This is a genomic window from Pseudomonas sp. GLN_2 (assembly GCF_043106005.1).
In the GTDB taxonomy this organism is placed as follows: Bacteria; Pseudomonadota; Gammaproteobacteria; order Pseudomonadales; family Pseudomonadaceae; genus Aquipseudomonas; species Aquipseudomonas alloputida.
In genome coordinates, this window is record NZ_JBICMC010000080.1 from 122,976 (window position 1) to 138,393 (window position 15,418).

The window sequence follows — 15,418 nt, forward strand, 5'->3', positions numbered from 1 at the left end:
AATTTTTCATGTAAATTTTCATGAAAAATAAGTCTAAAAATTTCACGGCAGTCCGAAACGATGAAGATGCACGAAGAGGTTGAAGCCCTCGCGATCCTTATTCACGACCTGCGCAAATTCAAGAACCTGACCTTGGGTGAACTGGCCGAGCGCATCAACCGCTCGGTGGGTTTCCTCTCCCAGGTCGAACGCGGCGTTTCGCGCCCGACCGTGGCAGACCTCACCGCTATCAGCGAAGCGCTTGGCGTATCAACCGCGTACTTCTACAACCTGAGCAAGCCCCGCAGCATTGGCTGGGTCACGCGCCCCCACGAGCGGCGCACGTTGTACCTGGAGTCGGGCATCACCGACGTGCTGGCTTCGCCGACCATCGCAGGCGCCTTCTCCATGCTCGACAGCCTTCTCGAGCCGGGCGCCACCAGTGGGGAGGCGTACTTGAGCGACCGTTCCGAGCAGGGCTGTTTCGTGCTCGAGGGCGAACTCACGGTGTGGCTGGACCAGGGCGATGCCGTGACCCTGCAAGCCAACGACTGCTTCCAGCTGCAACCCCATGCGCCGTTCCGTTACGCCAACCTGACGGATAGAACCACCCGTGTGCTCTGGGTCTTCAATTGAATTCGTTCACCTCACAAGGATAAGAAGATGAGTGTCATCTTTCCGGATCTGCTGGCTGAAGTGCGCTCGTTCCGAGCAGAACACCCGTCAATTCGCTATGTCGACCTGATTGCGCTGGACATCCCCGGGCACTTCTACGGCAAGCGCTACCCCATGGACATGCTGGAAAAAGTCGCAGCCGGTGCGCCACTGAAGCTGCCGCAGAACTGCGTGCTGCTGGGTACCCAGGGCGGCCTTTACCCGATTGGTGACTATTGCTTCGCCGACGGCGACCCGGATGCCGCCCGGCGCCTGGTGCCGGGTACGCTGAAACCGGTGCGTTGGGAGAAGGAAGTGATCGCCCAGATGCTGATCACATCCGACGGCACCGCAAAGCCGATCGAGTTCGAGCCCCGTGAAGTGCTGGCGCGTGTGCTTCAGCGTCTGGCCAAGCGTGGCATCCGCCCGGTGGTGGCGTTCGAACTGGAGTTCTACCTGTTCGACCGCAAGCTTGATAACGGCCTGCCACAGTACCCACGTGACCCGGCAACCGAGGATGAAGACGATCAGCCGAACATGCACATCGAGCGGTTGTCGCGCTTCTCGTCGGTCCTGCACGAGATGGTCGATGGCGCCAACGAGCAGGGCGTGCCGGCGAACGTCATCACCGCAGAGCTGGGCCCAGGCCAGTTCGAGATCAACTTCTCGCACAGCGACGATGCCCTCAGTGCGGCGGACTGGTCGGCACTGTTCTGCCGCAGTACCCGCGGTATCGCGATGAAGCACGGCTACCGTGCCAGCTTCATGAGCAAACCCTACCTGGACGCGCCAGGCAGCGGCATGCATGTGCACGTCAGCCTGTACGACGCCGCCGGCAATAACATCCTGGCGGGAAGCGAACAGCGCAAGCTGCGCCATGCGGTGGCAGGCTGCCTGGAGCTGCTGCCGCACTGCATGCCGATCTTTGCCCCCAACCACAATGCCTACCGACGTTATGGCGCCATGGTCAACGCGGCGAGCAAGGCCAGCTGGGGTTTCGAAGACCGTGACGCGTGCATCCGCATCCCCGAGTCCGACCCGCGCAACCTGCGCATCGAGCACCGCCTCGCTGGCGCCGACGCCAACCCGTATCTGGTACTGGCGGCCATTTTGACAGGGATGGAGCATGGTCTGGATCGCGGCGTGGAGCCCATCGCCCCGCTGAACGACAACCGCCAGAGTGGCATCGACTTCCCCAAGGATGCCCTCAGCGCCTTGGCCGCGATGCGTCATCACCCGGTGGTCAACCAAGGCCTGGGCAGCGAGTTCGTGATGGTCTATTGCGAAAACAAATACCAGGAGCAACTGGACTTCATGCACCACATCGATGCCCGCGAATACCGCTGGTTCCTGTAGGTGCCGAGGTTGGAACAGCGACGCTGCACCCTCCCTTTCTACCGTTTCAATACAACGCGCAATATGGATTTGCCGGAGGAAGATATGCCACGTGTGCCCGTGATCGGCATTACCGCATGCACCAGCATGATTGAGCTGCATGCAACCCAGACCATCAGCGAGAAGTACGCGCGCGCGGCAGCCAAGGCGGCGTGTGGGCTGCCCATCGTCATTCCCAGCCTAGGTGAGTTGATGGACAGCGCCGATATTCTTGACGTGGTGGATGGGCTGATCTTCACCGGTTCGCCGTCCAACATCGAGCCGTACCACTACAACGGCCCGGCCAGTGCCGCGGGCACCCATCACGACCCTCTGCGCGATGCCACCACGTTGCCGCTGATGCGCGCCGCCATCGCCGCCGGTGTACCGGTACTCGGCATTTGCCGTGGCTTCCAGGAAATGAACGTGGCGCTGGGTGGCACCCTGCACCAGAAGGTCCACGAGACCGGCGTGTTCATGGACCACCGTGAAGGCAAGGATGAGCCCCTCGACAAGCAATACGGGCCGCGCCACACCCTGCATGTAGAGCCTGGCGGCATGCTCGACCGCATGGGCTTGCCGGCGATATTCGACGTCAATTCCATCCACGGCCAAGGCATCGACGTATTGGCCCCCGGGCTGAGGGTGGAAGCGCTGGCGCCCGATGGCCTGGTGGAAGCGATTTCGGTCGAAAACAGCAAGGGTTTTGCCCTGGGCGTGCAATGGCACCCCGAGTTCCAGGTCATGGATAACCCCCATTACCTGGCCATCTTCCAGTCCTTTGGCAAGGCCTGCCGGCACCGCTCGGTACTGCGCCAGAGGCTGTTGCTGTCTGCCTGAGCAGCGGCCTTTCCACCTGTAGAAAATACCCTCGCAGCGCGGCTGCGCAACTTGATGGAGTGAAGTCAATGAGTGAACAGAATTCGCAGACCCTTGCCTGGCAGACCATGAGCCGCGACCATCACCTGGCCCCGTTCAGCGATGTCAGGCAACTGGCCGAGAAAGGCCCGCGCATCATCACCTCGGCCAAGGGCGTGTACCTGTGGGACAGCGAGGGCAACAAGATTCTCGATGGCATGGCCGGCCTGTGGTGCGTGGCAGTCGGCTATGGTCGCGATGAGCTGGCCGATGTCGCCAGCCAGCAGATGAAGCAGCTGCCTTACTACAACCTGTTCTTCCAGACCGCGCACCCGCCCGCGCTGGAGCTGGCCAAGGCGATCGCCGAGGTGGCCCCGCAAGGCATGAACCACGTGTTCTTCACCGGTTCCGGCTCCGAAGGCAACGACACCGTGCTGCGCATGGTCCGCCATTACTGGGCTCTGAAGGGCCAGAAGAACAAGAAGGTCATCATTGGCCGCATCAACGGCTACCACGGCTCTACCGTGGCGGGCGCGGCCTTGGGCGGCATGAGTGGCATGCACCAGCAGGGCGGGGTGATTCCGGATGTCGTGCACATCCCGCAGCCGTACTGGTTTGGCGAAGGCGGTGACATGACCGAGGCCGACTTCGGCGTGTGGGCGGCCGAGCAACTGGAGAAGAAGATCCTCGAAGTTGGCGTGGACAACGTCGCCGCCTTCATCGCCGAGCCGATCCAGGGCGCCGGTGGCGTGATCATTCCACCGCAGACCTATTGGCCGAAGATCAAGGAAATCCTGGCCAGGTACGACATCCTCTTCGTCGCCGACGAAGTGATCTGCGGGTTCGGCCGTACCGGTGAGTGGTTCGGCACCGATTATTACGACCTCAAGCCTGACCTGATGACCATCGCCAAGGGCCTGACCTCCGGTTACATCCCCATGGGCGGGGTGATCGTGCGTGGCGAGGTGGCCAAGGTGATCAGCGAAGGCGGCGACTTCAACCACGGCTTCACCTATTCCGGCCACCCGGTGGCGGCAGCGGTGGGCCTGGAGAACCTGCGGATCCTGCGTGACGAGCAGATCATCCAGCGGGTGCACGATAAAACCGCGCCTTATCTGCAACAACGCCTGCGCGAACTGGCCGACCACCCGCTGGTAGGCGAAGTGCGCGGCCTGGGCATGCTCGGTGCGATCGAGTTGGTGAAAGACAAGGCCACCCGGGCCCGTCATGAAGGCAAAGGTGTCGGCATGATCTGTCGCCAGCACTGCTTCGACAACGGCCTGATCATGCGCGCTGTAGGCGACACCATGATCATCGCGCCACCGCTGGTGATCAGTATCGAAGAGATCGACGAACTGGTGGAGAAAGCCCGCAAGTGCCTGGACCTGACCTATGAGGCTGTTCGGTAAGGGCAGAGGGCCTGGTTAGCTGTTCTCAGCACCTGTGAGATCGAGCGCCGCCTGCGCGGTGCTCGATCGGTGCCGCCATCGTACATTTCACCTCAGGCACCTTCCGCAAAGCATTTTGCTTTATGAAATGAATCCTGTACTTTTCTGGGCATACATTTTCCGTCTGAAAGTCGCGATTCAACCATGAAAGTGCACGAAGAAATCGAAGGCCTGGCAGTACTGATTCGCGACCTGCGCAAGTTCAAGGGCCTGACACTGGGCGAGCTGGCGCAGCGCATCGGCCGTTCGGTGGGCTTTCTGTCCCAGGTCGAACGCGGCGTGTCACGCCCGACCGTGGCCGATCTCACAGCCATCAGCGAAGAGCTCGGTGTATCCACAGCCTACTTCTACAAGCTGGACAAACCCCGTGAGCTCGACTGGGTGACCCGCCCCCACGAGCGTCGCACGCTGCACCTGGCCGGTGGCATCACCGATGTGCTGGCATCGCCCTCCATAACGGGCGCGTTTTCCATGCTGGATAGCCATTTGCAGCCGGGGGCCAGCAGTGGCGAGGAGTACCTGGACGACAGCTCGGAGCAGGGCTGCTTTGTGCTCGAAGGCGAACTGACCGTATGGTTGGGCGATGCTGACCCGGTCACGCTGTACGCCAATGACAGTTTTCAGTTGCAGCCCCACGCCCGTTTTCGGTATGCCAACCTGACCGACAAGTCCACACGCGTGCTTTGGGTGTTCAGCTGAGGGCCGTCGCACAGGCATGCGCTTGTGCCTGGTCTGGCCGGGAAAGTTGGCCTGCAAGCAATGTGCAGGCTGCATGGGGTATCCTTGCACCACGCAATCAACTTCGAAGCAGTGAATGAACAATGGGTTTTGAACAACTAGCTGAGCTACGAGACCGCCTGCGGGCGGAAAAAGGGCAGGTAAAGGCCGAGAGCGCGAAACCGCCCAAGCGCAAGTCGCCCCCGCAGGCGAAGCCGCGTGAGATGGACCCGGCGGTGGCAGCGATCTGGCCACTGCAGAAGCATTTTCCCTTGGCTTTCCCGGTCAACCCGGCCCCCAAGGTGCCGCTCAAGGAGGGCATTTTCAAGGATGCCGAGCAACACCTGGAGCTGCTTGGGTTGACCCGCGAACAGCTCAAGCTGGGCATTTCCACGTGGTGCCGGGGCGCTCGATACTGGGCGAGCATGGTGGAGAATGCACCGCGCCTTGACCTGAATGGTCAGGCCGCGGGTACTGTGACCGCCGCTCAGGCGCTGCATGCCAAGCAGCAAGCTGCGCGGCAACGCAGCCAGGACCGACGCAATCGTGCGAAGTCAAAGGCCCAGGCTCCGGCCCCCGCCGCCGACACCGCAACGGTGCAGTCTACCGACTGAACTCAGCCGCGTTCTGCCCCGTAGCCATGCTGGATGGCAGCCCATTGCCGGGGCTGCCGTCTGGCAGGCCCGGCAATGGACCAGGTTCGGTTTCGAGGGCCTGGTGCATGCAACGATGGTTTCAAGACCCACCTGATCGGCAAGCCGCGGCAGATGATGCCGGGGCGTAATCACGTGCGTCGGTTTCAGAATGCGCCTGGTCGCTCGTATACAACCCCTCGGCGCCACAAGTGCCATGCTAGCAGGATGCCCAAGGGTCAGTGCGCGCAGACGTGCGGCCGTGGGCGAGGAGGCCACCCGTACCACGCAACTGTGACGTGAACGGTGCGCCGCAGCAGAACACGCCGGAAACCTGCCCCTTAAAAAAAATCAGGCAGGGTCCGTGATGCCGAGGTCCGCTGTATGCCTGATGAATTGCTCCACCTGCCTGTAATCCAGCGCATTCTGGCCCGCGACAAGGACACCCCCGGTGCCCTGTTGCCGATCCTGCATGCCGTCCAGCACGAGCTGGGTTACATCCCCGACGCTTCTGTTCCCGAAATCGCCCATGCCCTCAACCTCAGCCTGGCTGAAGTGCGTGGGGTTATCAGTTTTTATCACGACTTCCGCACCGCGCCGCCCGCTCGCCACACCCTGCGCCTGTGCCGTGCCGAGTCGTGCCAGAGCCGTGGCGCCGAAGCCCTGGCCGCGCAATTGCGTGAACAGTTGGCACTGGACGACCACGGCACCAGCGCCGACGGCGCCATCAGCCTGCGCCCTGTTTATTGCCTGGGTGCCTGTGCCTGCTCGCCAGCACTGGAGCTGGACGGCCAGGTGCACGCGCGCCTCACCCCTGAGCGCCTGCGGGACTTGGTCAACGGTTGCCGGGAGGACTCAGCATGCTGAAGCTGTATATTCCCTGTGATTCGGTAGCCCGTGCCGTGGGTGCCGATCAGGTTGCCGATGCCCTGCTGCATGAGGCCGAGCGCCGCCAGTTGCCGCTGGACATCCAGCGCACCAGCTCGCGCGGGCTTTACTGGCTGGAGCCGCTGATCGAGTGCGACAGTGCGCAAGGGCGCCTGGGTTTCGGCCCGATTACGCCACACGATGTGCCGTCACTGCTTGATGCCTTGGCGGGCGAACCCGGTGGCCACTCGCTGGCACTGGGGCCGGTCGAAGAAATACCCTATCTCAAGACCCAGCAACGCTTGCTGTTCGCTCGCGCTGGCATCACCCGCCCATTGTCGCTGGACGACTATCGCGCCAACGGCGGTTTTGCAGGCCTGGAGGCCGCCGTGGCGCTGGATGGTGCCGAAGTGGTTGCCGCAGTACTCGACTCCGGCCTGCGTGGCCGGGGTGGTGCGGCGTTTCCGGCCGGCATCAAGTGGCGCACCGTGCGTGACGCTGGCGCCGGGCAGAAGTACGTGGTGTGCAACGCCGACGAGGGTGACTCGGGCACATTCGCTGATCGCATGCTGATGGAAGGCGACCCCTTCCTGCTGATCGAGGGCATGATCATTGCCGGCCTCGCCGTGGGTGCCGACAAGGGCTATATCTATGTGCGCTCTGAGTATCCCGATGCCATCCGGGTACTCGACCAGGCCTTCGCCATCGCGCGTGACGCGGGCTACCTGGGTGCTGACGTAGCCGGCAGCGGCCAGGCGTTCGACCTGGAAGTGCGGGTGGGCGCCGGCGCCTATATTTGCGGCGAAGAAACCGCGCTGCTCGAATCCATCGAAGGCAAGCGTGGCATCGTCCGCGCCAAGCCCCCGCTGCCTGCGCTGCAAGGGCTGTTCGGCCTGCCGACGCTGGTGCACAACGTGCTTACCCTGGCTTCGGTGCCCATCATTCTGGCCAAGGGTGCAGCGTTCTATCGCGATTTCGGCATGGGCCGCTCGCTGGGCACCATGCCGTTCCAGCTGGCCGGCAACATTCGCCAGGGTGGCCTGGTCGAGCGCGCGTTCGGCCTGACCCTGCGCGAGTTGGTGGAAGGCTATGGCGGTGGCACGGCCAGTGGCCGGCCGCTGAAGGCCGCGCAGGTCGGTGGCCCGCTTGGTGCCTGGGTACCCCCCAGCCATTTCGACACCCCACTGGACTATGAAGCGTTTGCTGCCGTGGGCGCGATGCTCGGCCACGGCGGTGTGGTGGTGGCCGACGATACGTTGAACATGGCCAGCATGGCGCGTTTCGCCCTGCAGTTTTGTGCCGAGGAGTCCTGCGGCAAGTGCACCCCGTGCCGTATCGGTTCCACCCGGGGCATGGAAGTGGTCGACCGGTTGATCGCCAGCAGCGACATCACCGAGCGCCATGACCAGGCGCTGTTGCTGCGCGACCTGTGCGACACCCTGCAGTACGGCTCCCTGTGCGCCATGGGCGGTATGACTGCCTATCCGGTGGCCAGCGCGCTCAAGTACTTCCCCGCCGATTTTGGGCTGACCACCACGGAGGCCGCACAGTGATCAATTTCTTCGACCCCGCTTCTGATAAAAGCAGCGACCTCGGCACCCCGGCCCGCGAAAGCGACGTGCAGGTCAGCCTGAGCATCGATGGCCGCGCCATCAGCGTGCCTGCTGGCACCTCGGTCATGCGCGCCGCCGCCATGCTGGGCACCAGCATCCCCAAACTGTGCGCCACCGACAGCCTTGAAGCCTTCGGCTCCTGCCGCATGTGCATGGTGGAAATCGAAGGCATGCGTGGCTACCCGGCGTCCTGCACCACGCCAGTCAGTGAAGGCATGGTGGTGCGCACCGAAACCCCGCGCCTGGCCGGCCTGCGTCGCAACGTGATGGAGCTGTACATTTCCGACCACCCGCTGGACTGCCTGACCTGTTCGGCCAACGGCAACTGCGAGCTGCAGACCGTGGCCGGCCAGGTGGGCCTGCGTGAGGTGCGCTACGGCTATGACGGCGCCAACCACCTGGACGAGAAAAAAGACGTTTCCAACCCGTATTTCGACTACGAGCCGAGCAAGTGCATCGTCTGCAGCCGCTGTGTGCGCGCCTGCGAGGACATCCAGGGTACGTTCGCCCTGACCATTACCGGGCGCGGTTTCGAATCACGGGTGGCGGCCGCGGGGGGCGAAAACTTCCTGGCTTCCGAATGCGTGTCGTGCGGCGCCTGCGTGCAGGCCTGCCCGACCGCGACCCTGACGGAAAAGAGCCTGGTGCAGCTTGGCCAGCCTGAGCGTTCGGTCATTACCACCTGCGCCTACTGCGGCGTTGGTTGCTCGTTCCGCGCCGAAATCAAGGGTGACCAACTGGTGCGCATGGTCCCGGACAAGAACGGTGGCGCCAACCACGGCCACGCCTGCGTCAAGGGCCGCTTTGCCTGGGGCTACGCCACCCACCCGGACCGCATCACCAAACCGATGATCCGCAAGCGCCTGGAAGACCCGTGGCAGGAAGTCAGCTGGGACGAGGCCGTGACCTATGCCGCCAGCGAGTTCCGCCGCATCCAGCTCAAGTACGGGCGCGACTCCATCGGCGGTATCACCTCCAGCCGTTGTACCAACGAAGAAGCCTATCTGGTGCAAAAACTGGTGCGCACCGCGTTTGGTAACAACAACGTCGACACCTGCGCACGGGTGTGCCATTCGCCCACCGGTTATGGCCTGAAGCAGACCCTGGGTGAGTCGGCCGGCACGCAAAGCTTCGACTCGGTGATGCAGGCCGACGTTGTGCTGGTGATTGGTGCCAACCCTACCGATGCGCACCCGGTGTTCGGCTCGCAACTCAAGCGCCGCCTGCGCCAGGGGGCGCGGCTGATCGTGATCGACCCACGGCGCATCGACCTGGTCGACTCGCCGCACGCCCGCGCCGACCTGCACCTGCAACTGCGCCCGGGCACCAACGTGGCCATGCTCAACGCCCTGGCCCACGTGATCGTCACCGAGGGCCTGCTGGCCCAGCGCTTCATCGATGCCCGCTGCGAAACCGAAGACTTTGCCCGTTGGCGCGACTTCGTCAGCCTGCCAGACAACGCTCCCGAGGTGCTCGGCCCGATTTGTGGCGTGCCACCTGAGCAAATCCGCGCTGCGGCACGGCTGTATGCCACCGGCGGCAACGCGGCCATCTACTACGGCCTGGGTGTGACCGAGCACAGCCAAGGCAGCACCGCAGTGATGGGCATTGCCAACCTGGCCATGGCCACTGGCAACATCGGCCGTGAAGGGGTAGGGGTGAACCCGCTGCGCGGGCAGAACAACGTGCAGGGTTCGTGCGACATGGGCTCGTTCCCCCACGAGCTGCCCGGCTACCGGCATGTCTCAAACGAGGGCGTGCGCGCCGAGTTCGAACGGGCCTGGGGCGTGACCTTGCAGCCCGACCCGGGTCTGCGCATTCCCAACATGTTCGAGGCGGCGCTGGATGGCAGCTTCAAGGCGCTGTACTGCCAGGGTGAGGACATCGCCCAGAGCGACCCCAACACCCAGCACGTTACGGCGGCCTTGCTCGCCATGGAGTGTGTGGTGGTGCAGGACATTTTCCTCAACGAAACTGCCAAGTTCGCCCATGTGTTCCTGCCGGGCAGTTCGTTCCTGGAAAAGGACGGCACCTTCACCAACGCCGAGCGGCGTATTTCGCGGGTGCGCAAGGTCATGGAGCCGCTGGCCGGCAAGGCCGACTGGGAAGCTACCGTGGCCCTGGCCAACGCCCTGGGCTACCCGATGAACTACCGCCATCCTTCCGAGATCATGGACGAGATCGCCCGCCTGACGCCGACCTTCCGTCGTGTCAGTTACGCTGAACTCGACCGCCATGGCAGCCTGCAGTGGCCGTGCAACGACGCTGCCCCAGACGGCACGCCGACCATGCACATCGACCAGTTCGTGCGTGGCAAGGGCCGCTTCATGCTCACCGGCTACGTGCCCACCGACGAAAAGGTCAACAACCGCTACCCGTTGCTGCTGACCACCGGGCGCATTCTCAGCCAGTACAACGTCGGTGCGCAGACCCGGCGTACTGCCAACGTTGCCTGGCATGATGCCGACCGCCTGGAGATCCACCCGACCGACGCGGAAAGCCGTGGCATCCACGACGGTGACTGGGTCGGCATCGGCAGCCGCGCCGGGCAGACTGTGCTGCGTGCCAAGGTCAGTGCGCGGGTGGCGCCGGGCGTGGTGTACACCACCTTCCACTTCCCCGAGTCGGGGGCCAACGTGATCACCACCGACAACTCCGACTGGGCCACAAACTGCCCCGAGTACAAGGTGACGGCAGTGGAAGTGGTGAAAGTGTTCCAGCCATCGCAGTGGCAAAAGCGCTACCAGGACTTCAGTGATGAACAGCAGCGCCTGCTGAAAGAGCGCCGTACTGCGGAGAAAGCCGAGGTTCGCCGATGAGCAGTGAAAACCTGGTCAAGATGGCCAACCAGATTGCCCATTACTTCGATAGCGAGCCAGACCGGGCGCTGGCGGTGCAAGGGGTGCGGCAGCATCTGAAGAGCTTCTGGACGCCGGCGATGCTCCGGCAATTGGCGGAGTGGAGCGAGGCCCACGCGGGGGAGGGGCTTGATCCAAAAGTGCGGGAGGCGTTGGTTTAGATTCCCGGGCAGCAAGGAACCTTGAGGACGGGCTTGCCCGCGAATGCGGCGTGGAAAGCAATGACGCATTCGCGGGTGAACCCGCTCCTACAAGGGGCCTGCATATTGCCTACTCAGCCGCGGGCCAACTCCGCCAGGTGGGCGATGGCTTCTTCGCTCTTGAGCACCAGCACATCGCCCTCCAGCGCATCCAGCACCACTTCCGAGGTATTGCCAATCAACGCCCCGGAAATCCCCGTGCGGCACACCGTGCCTATCACGGTCACCACTGCATCAAGCTTCTTTTCGGTATGTGGAATCAACACATCCGCTGGCCCTTCGGCCACGTGCAGGCACTCATCGCTGATGCCGTATTCGGCCTGGAACGCCTTGCATGCTTCACGGTAGCGTTTTTCGATCGTATCGCTCAGCTGGTAGGCCGGGTCCGACGCTGACAGCATCGGCGACGGGTGGGCACTGATGACATGCAGTTCTCCCTTGGCCAGTTTGGCAATCTCGAAGCCGTGGTCGATGATGCTGGCATGCAGGCGGCGGTGGTCTTCGTCCTGGTTACCCACGTCCACCGCCGCCAAAATCTTGCCCCCGGTCCACGGCCGTTCGCTCTTGACCATCAGCACGGTACCCGGGCATTGGCGCAGCAGCTTCCAGTCGCTGGGGGTGAGCAGGGCCTTTTTCAGCGGGTTGTCCGGGCGGTGTTCCTTGATCACCAGTTCGCAGCCTTCGGCCTGCTGTACATGGATGATGGTGTCGTGCAGGCTGTCGCGCCAGCCCTCTTCATGGGTGACATTGTCGTAGCCGTCATCATGCAACTGGCTGCTCAGCAGGCTGAGCAGCGCACTGTGATCATGCCGCTTGTCACACATCAGCAAGTGCAGGCGTGCGCCCGTGACGCCTGCAATCAGCTTGGCGCGCGTAAGCGCCCGGCTGTGGGCGTGCGCGGGGTCGAGGACGACGAGGATGCTGCGGACGGCTTGCATGGGCGTTAACTCCCTTCGATGATGGCGACCAATGCCTGACTATAGTCGGCGCTTCCCCCGCCAGCGCTTGATGTACATCAAGCATAGTCACTGGCGTCGCCAGCCGCCGCCGGTATAATCGCCGACCCTGCCTGTTCTGTGTGGTTGCACGCTTATGTCCCTGATCCCCGAAATCGACGCCTTTCTTGGCTGCCCGACGCCAGACGCCTGGATCGAAGCGGCGCTCGCCGACCAGGAAACCCTGCTGATCGACCACAAGAACTGCGAGTTCAAGGCCGCCAGCACGGCCTTGAGCCTGATCGCCAAGTACAACACTCACCTGGATCTGATCAACATGATGTCGCGCCTGGCCCGCGAGGAGCTGGTGCATCACGAACAGGTGTTACGCCTCATGAAACGCCGCGGTGTGCCATTGCGTCCGGTGTCGGCAGGGCGTTATGCGTCGGGGTTGCGCCGGCTGGTGCGCGCCCACGAGCCGGTCAAGCTGGTGGATACGCTGGTGGTGGGGGCGTTCATCGAGGCGCGCAGTTGCGAACGTTTTGCCGCGCTGGTGCCGCATCTGGATGAAGAGCTGGGCCGCTTCTATCACGGGTTGCTGAAAAGCGAAGCGCGCCACTACCAGGGCTACCTGAAACTGGCGCACAACTACGGTGATGAGGCGGACATCGCCCGCCGTGTCGAGCTGGTACGCGCTGCGGAAATGGAGCTGATCCAGTCGCCAGACCAGGAACTGCGCTTCCACAGCGGCATCCCGCAGGCTTTGGCCGCCTGATGGGCACCGGGCGGCGCAGGCCTTAACTGCGCCGGCCCAGTAGCAGGCCTACCGCCAGCCCGAGGCCGGCGGAAATGGCCACGGTCTGCCAGGGGTGGCCGCCGATGTAGTCCTGAGTGGCGTCCACCACCGGTTGCGCCTTGCTGCGCACGTTGCTCGCCGCCTGGCGTGCCTGGCGCAGCTTCAGGCTCACCTGGGCGCGCAACGTCTCTGCTTCTTCGCCGACCAGTGCGGCACTGTCGTTCAGCAGTTTTTCCGATTCTTCTATCAGCGATTGCAGTTCGCTGAATACCTGGTCCTTGATCTGATCGCTGTCAGCCAGTGTGGCGTTCTTCCGGGCCATGAACTCGTCCTCGTCAATGGGGGTGTGAACAATGGATGCCGCCACGTCGGGAAAGTTGCGGCGGCTTTCCGATGATGGGGTGCCTGGGTGTAAGATAGCGGCCATTTTCAAACCTGCAGGTACCTTCATGAGTTTCAATCTGGCCAACATGAGCTTCGAGGAACGGGCGCAGATCGAGGCAGAGAAGGCCCGGCTGTTCGAGATGTGGCAGAACAACCTGGGCAAAGCCAAGGGCGAAGCCGCCCGGCTGATTGCCGAAAAGCCACGGCGCAAGGGCAAATGGGCCGAGTGGGTGCGCGCCGAACTGGACGGCATGACGCCGCCTGAGTACGCCAGCATGGTGCGCAGCGAAGTCAACAAGCTGATGGCCGCAGCCAGCGCCAACCGCTGAGCACACCCGCCCGGCGCTTGTCAGTAGGTGCCCTTGGGCAGGTCCAGCTTGCCTTCATCGGTAAAACGCACAGTCCCCAGCGGCCCGCCGGCCAGTTTGCCGCGCAGCTTGTAGGGTAGACCCTGCAGCGAATCCAGCTTGCCCAGCCCATAGGCCTGGCGCAGGAAGGAAAACGCCGTGATGCTTACCGGCACCACGATCACCGCTTCGTCGTAGCGGCCAATGTGCCCCTGCTGGTCACTGACACCAGCGGCCAGCGGCTGGCCGTTCACTTCCAGGTTCAAGGCGATGCCGTTGTAATCGATTGGTGCCTCATTGGGGTTTTGCACCCGCATTTTCACCGCCATGCGCAGTTCCAGCTCCTGCCCGGGCAGTGGTTCGATGCCGATCACGCTGATGTTCACCGGGTCGCGTGGCTGGAACAGCGCACAGGCCGCCAGGCCACAGGCCAACAGCAGGACCAGGAACAGGCGGGTGTAGCGGTACAGACGGGCAGTCATGGGCTGTGACCTTGCCGGAGTGGAGCTGGCAGTGTGGCAAATGCGCGTCGGCGTTGAAAGTATCGGTTCATATGAAAGATACTGTTTCTCATTAACGCTCGATAACCTCTCTTACTGGCTGTTCCCCAATCATGCTGACTTCACCCATGTCGGGCCTGCTGGCAAGTTTCCAGGAGCACTACGACGACCTGCTGCAGTTTCTGACACGGCGCATGAGCGACCGCCAGCGCGCGGCCGATGTGGCCCAGGAAACCTACCTGAAGCTGGTGAACATCGACGAGCAGGCGGTGCCGGTGTTGCACGCGCGCAGTTTCATCTTCCGTGTGGCCGGCAACCTGGCGATTGACGCCTTGCGCCGTGAGCAACGCATCGCCGCCAGCCACGACGACAGCGACGGTGCCTGTGAGGTGGCCTGCCCGGCGCCGGCACCCGAGGCGGCGTTGCTGGCCCGCGAGCGCTTGCAGATTCTTGACCAGGCCCTGTTGCAGTTGCCCGACAATGCCCGCCAGGCGCTGTTGCTCAACCGTGTCGAGGGCCTGACCCAGAAGCAGGTCGCTCAACGCCTGGGGGTTTCCGAGAGCATGGTGGCAAAGTATATCGGCCAGGCCTTGCGCCATTGCCGCGGCCGGCTGAAGCAGGCGGGTGTGGCGGCTTCGGTGGTGTTGCTGGTCGCCGCCGTGGCGGGTTGGCAGCAAGCCCCGATGCTGCTGGCCGATTACCACACCGCCGTGGGCGAGCGGCAGGTCATTACCCTGGCAGATGGCACACGGGTGACGCTGAACAGCGCCAGTGCCTTGAGCGTGGCGTTCAGCGAGCATGAGCGGCGTGTGGTACTCGATGCGGGTGAGGCGCTGTTCGAGACCGCCGATGATTCACGTCCGTTCGTGGTCGAAACGGCCGGTGCGCGGGTGCAGGGCAATGCCGCCACCTTCAGCGTGCACCGCGATGGCCACGTCGTGTTGGCACGCGGTGAAGCCAAGGTGGGTGAACATGAACTGGCGGTGGCGGCCGATGCCGGCACGCAGATGGCCTGGCAGCGTGGCAAGCTGATCTTCAACGGCAAGCCACTGGGGCAGGTGCTGACGGAGCTTGAGCGATACCGGCATGGGCGCATTGTGTTGTCTGACAGCAAGCTGGCTGCGATGGAGGTGAGCGGGGTGTTTGACCTGGATGAACCTGAGGCCCTGTTGCGGACGTTGGAGCAGCGGTATGGCCTGAAGGTGACCTACCTGCCGTGGTTGGCCGTGGTGCATTGATCAGCCTGTGCCGGCCTC

16 protein-coding genes are annotated in these 15,418 nt (G+C 63.3%); 13 read left to right on the forward strand and 3 right to left on the reverse strand.

All coding sequences use genetic code 11. From position 1 onward, the window contains the following. Positions 1–60 precede the first annotated feature (60 nt). The 10 genes from ACF8Q6_RS19325 (at position 61) to ACF8Q6_RS19370 (ending at position 11,161) form a co-directional block, all read left to right on the forward strand. A complete protein-coding gene (locus ACF8Q6_RS19325; protein WP_064493509.1) occupies positions 61–615 on the forward strand; it encodes a helix-turn-helix domain-containing protein in 555 nt (184 codons plus the stop codon). Between the two features lie 27 nt (positions 616–642). Beyond that, the gene (locus ACF8Q6_RS19330) at positions 643–1,989 is read left to right on the forward strand and encodes a glutamine synthetase family protein (RefSeq protein WP_392492791.1); all 1,347 of its coding nucleotides are present in this window, start codon (positions 643–645) and stop codon (positions 1,987–1,989) included. Between the two features lie 84 nt (positions 1,990–2,073). After that, a complete protein-coding gene (locus tag ACF8Q6_RS19335) occupies positions 2,074–2,847 on the forward strand; it encodes a gamma-glutamyl-gamma-aminobutyrate hydrolase family protein (protein ID WP_088513718.1) in 774 nt (257 codons plus the stop codon). A 68-nt stretch (positions 2,848–2,915) separates the two neighbouring features. Next, the gene (locus ACF8Q6_RS19340) at positions 2,916–4,274 is read left to right on the forward strand and encodes an aspartate aminotransferase family protein (protein WP_392499301.1); all 1,359 of its coding nucleotides are present in this window, start codon (positions 2,916–2,918) and stop codon (positions 4,272–4,274) included. 183 nt (positions 4,275–4,457) lie between these two features. Continuing rightward, positions 4,458–5,012, forward strand: a complete 555-nt coding sequence (locus tag ACF8Q6_RS19345) for a helix-turn-helix domain-containing protein (protein ID WP_392494366.1) — start codon at positions 4,458–4,460, stop codon at positions 5,010–5,012. A 122-nt stretch (positions 5,013–5,134) separates the two neighbouring features. Further along, positions 5,135–5,644: a ProQ/FinO family protein gene (locus ACF8Q6_RS19350; protein ID WP_054889141.1), complete on the forward strand. Its 510-nt coding sequence runs from the start codon at positions 5,135–5,137 to the stop codon at positions 5,642–5,644. Positions 5,645–6,046: 402 nt separating this feature from the next. Next, the gene (locus ACF8Q6_RS19355) at positions 6,047–6,529 is read left to right on the forward strand and encodes a formate dehydrogenase subunit gamma (protein ID WP_003248859.1); all 483 of its coding nucleotides are present in this window, start codon (positions 6,047–6,049) and stop codon (positions 6,527–6,529) included. Then, a complete protein-coding gene (locus ACF8Q6_RS19360; protein ID WP_392494368.1) occupies positions 6,523–8,082 on the forward strand; it encodes a formate dehydrogenase beta subunit in 1,560 nt (519 codons plus the stop codon). The genes ACF8Q6_RS19355 and ACF8Q6_RS19360 overlap by 7 nt, the downstream gene beginning before the upstream one ends. After that, complete coding sequence (gene fdhF / locus ACF8Q6_RS19365) at positions 8,079–10,961, forward strand: formate dehydrogenase subunit alpha (RefSeq protein WP_161774870.1); 2,883 nt, start codon at positions 8,079–8,081, stop codon at positions 10,959–10,961. The genes ACF8Q6_RS19360 and fdhF overlap by 4 nt, the downstream gene beginning before the upstream one ends. Further along, positions 10,958–11,161, forward strand: coding sequence for a formate dehydrogenase subunit delta (locus ACF8Q6_RS19370; protein WP_003248864.1), 204 nt, complete (start codon positions 10,958–10,960; stop codon positions 11,159–11,161). Before fdhF ends, ACF8Q6_RS19370 begins: the two co-directional genes overlap by 4 nt. Before the next feature lie 113 nt (positions 11,162–11,274). On the opposite strand, the gene ACF8Q6_RS19375 is transcribed toward ACF8Q6_RS19370, so the two are convergent. Continuing rightward, positions 11,275–12,138: a universal stress protein gene (locus ACF8Q6_RS19375; protein WP_161774871.1), complete on the reverse strand. Its 864-nt coding sequence runs from the start codon at positions 12,136–12,138 to the stop codon at positions 11,275–11,277. Between the two features lie 154 nt (positions 12,139–12,292). Here ACF8Q6_RS19375 and ACF8Q6_RS19380 point away from each other — a divergent pair, with 154 nt between their 5' ends. Beyond that, on the forward strand, positions 12,293–12,910 hold the full coding sequence (locus ACF8Q6_RS19380) for a tRNA-(ms[2]io[6]A)-hydroxylase (RefSeq protein WP_003248869.1): 618 nt from the start codon (positions 12,293–12,295) through the stop codon (positions 12,908–12,910). Between the two features lie 22 nt (positions 12,911–12,932). Here the strand turns inward: ACF8Q6_RS19380 and ACF8Q6_RS19385 are convergent, their stop codons facing one another. Then, complete coding sequence (locus tag ACF8Q6_RS19385) at positions 12,933–13,358, reverse strand: YqjD family protein (protein ID WP_392499306.1); 426 nt, start codon at positions 13,356–13,358, stop codon at positions 12,933–12,935. 22 nt (positions 13,359–13,380) lie between these two features. Between ACF8Q6_RS19385 and ACF8Q6_RS19390 the strand changes: the two genes are divergently transcribed. Further along, positions 13,381–13,644, forward strand: a complete 264-nt coding sequence (locus tag ACF8Q6_RS19390) for a hypothetical protein (RefSeq protein WP_003248880.1) — start codon at positions 13,381–13,383, stop codon at positions 13,642–13,644. Positions 13,645–13,664: 20 nt separating this feature from the next. On the opposite strand, the gene ACF8Q6_RS19395 is transcribed toward ACF8Q6_RS19390, so the two are convergent. Next, positions 13,665–14,144, reverse strand: a complete 480-nt coding sequence (locus ACF8Q6_RS19395) for an LEA type 2 family protein (protein WP_021785372.1) — start codon at positions 14,142–14,144, stop codon at positions 13,665–13,667. 131 nt (positions 14,145–14,275) lie between these two features. On the opposite strand from ACF8Q6_RS19395, the gene ACF8Q6_RS19400 reads away from it, so the two are divergent. Beyond that, a complete protein-coding gene (locus ACF8Q6_RS19400) occupies positions 14,276–15,400 on the forward strand; it encodes a sigma-70 family RNA polymerase sigma factor (protein WP_392494370.1) in 1,125 nt (374 codons plus the stop codon). The last annotated feature ends 18 nt before the right edge of the window (positions 15,401–15,418 follow it).

What these genes read in the sequence shown, in the direction of transcription:
- ACF8Q6_RS19395 (WP_021785372.1), bottom strand. Translation starts at nt 14,144, where the DNA reads ATGACTGCCCGTCTGTACCGCTACACCCGCCTGTTCCTGGTCCTGCTG.
- ACF8Q6_RS19340 (WP_392499301.1), top strand. Translation starts at nt 2,916, where the DNA reads ATGAGTGAACAGAATTCGCAGACCCTTGCCTGGCAGACCATGAGCCGC.
- ACF8Q6_RS19400 (WP_392494370.1), top strand. Translation starts at nt 14,276, where the DNA reads ATGCTGACTTCACCCATGTCGGGCCTGCTGGCAAGTTTCCAGGAGCAC.
- ACF8Q6_RS19335 (WP_088513718.1), top strand. Translation starts at nt 2,074, where the DNA reads ATGCCACGTGTGCCCGTGATCGGCATTACCGCATGCACCAGCATGATT.
- ACF8Q6_RS19375 (WP_161774871.1), bottom strand. Translation starts at nt 12,138, where the DNA reads ATGCAAGCCGTCCGCAGCATCCTCGTCGTCCTCGACCCCGCGCACGCC.
- ACF8Q6_RS19385 (WP_392499306.1), bottom strand. Translation starts at nt 13,358, where the DNA reads ATGGCCGCTATCTTACACCCAGGCACCCCATCATCGGAAAGCCGCCGC.
- ACF8Q6_RS19390 (WP_003248880.1), top strand. Translation starts at nt 13,381, where the DNA reads ATGAGTTTCAATCTGGCCAACATGAGCTTCGAGGAACGGGCGCAGATC.
- ACF8Q6_RS19355 (WP_003248859.1), top strand. Translation starts at nt 6,047, where the DNA reads ATGCCTGATGAATTGCTCCACCTGCCTGTAATCCAGCGCATTCTGGCC.
- ACF8Q6_RS19345 (WP_392494366.1), top strand. Translation starts at nt 4,458, where the DNA reads ATGAAAGTGCACGAAGAAATCGAAGGCCTGGCAGTACTGATTCGCGAC.
- ACF8Q6_RS19380 (WP_003248869.1), top strand. Translation starts at nt 12,293, where the DNA reads ATGTCCCTGATCCCCGAAATCGACGCCTTTCTTGGCTGCCCGACGCCA.
- ACF8Q6_RS19370 (WP_003248864.1), top strand. Translation starts at nt 10,958, where the DNA reads ATGAGCAGTGAAAACCTGGTCAAGATGGCCAACCAGATTGCCCATTAC.
- ACF8Q6_RS19360 (WP_392494368.1), top strand. Translation starts at nt 6,523, where the DNA reads ATGCTGAAGCTGTATATTCCCTGTGATTCGGTAGCCCGTGCCGTGGGT.
- ACF8Q6_RS19330 (WP_392492791.1), top strand. Translation starts at nt 643, where the DNA reads ATGAGTGTCATCTTTCCGGATCTGCTGGCTGAAGTGCGCTCGTTCCGA.
- ACF8Q6_RS19325 (WP_064493509.1), top strand. Translation starts at nt 61, where the DNA reads ATGAAGATGCACGAAGAGGTTGAAGCCCTCGCGATCCTTATTCACGAC.
- ACF8Q6_RS19350 (WP_054889141.1), top strand. Translation starts at nt 5,135, where the DNA reads ATGGGTTTTGAACAACTAGCTGAGCTACGAGACCGCCTGCGGGCGGAA.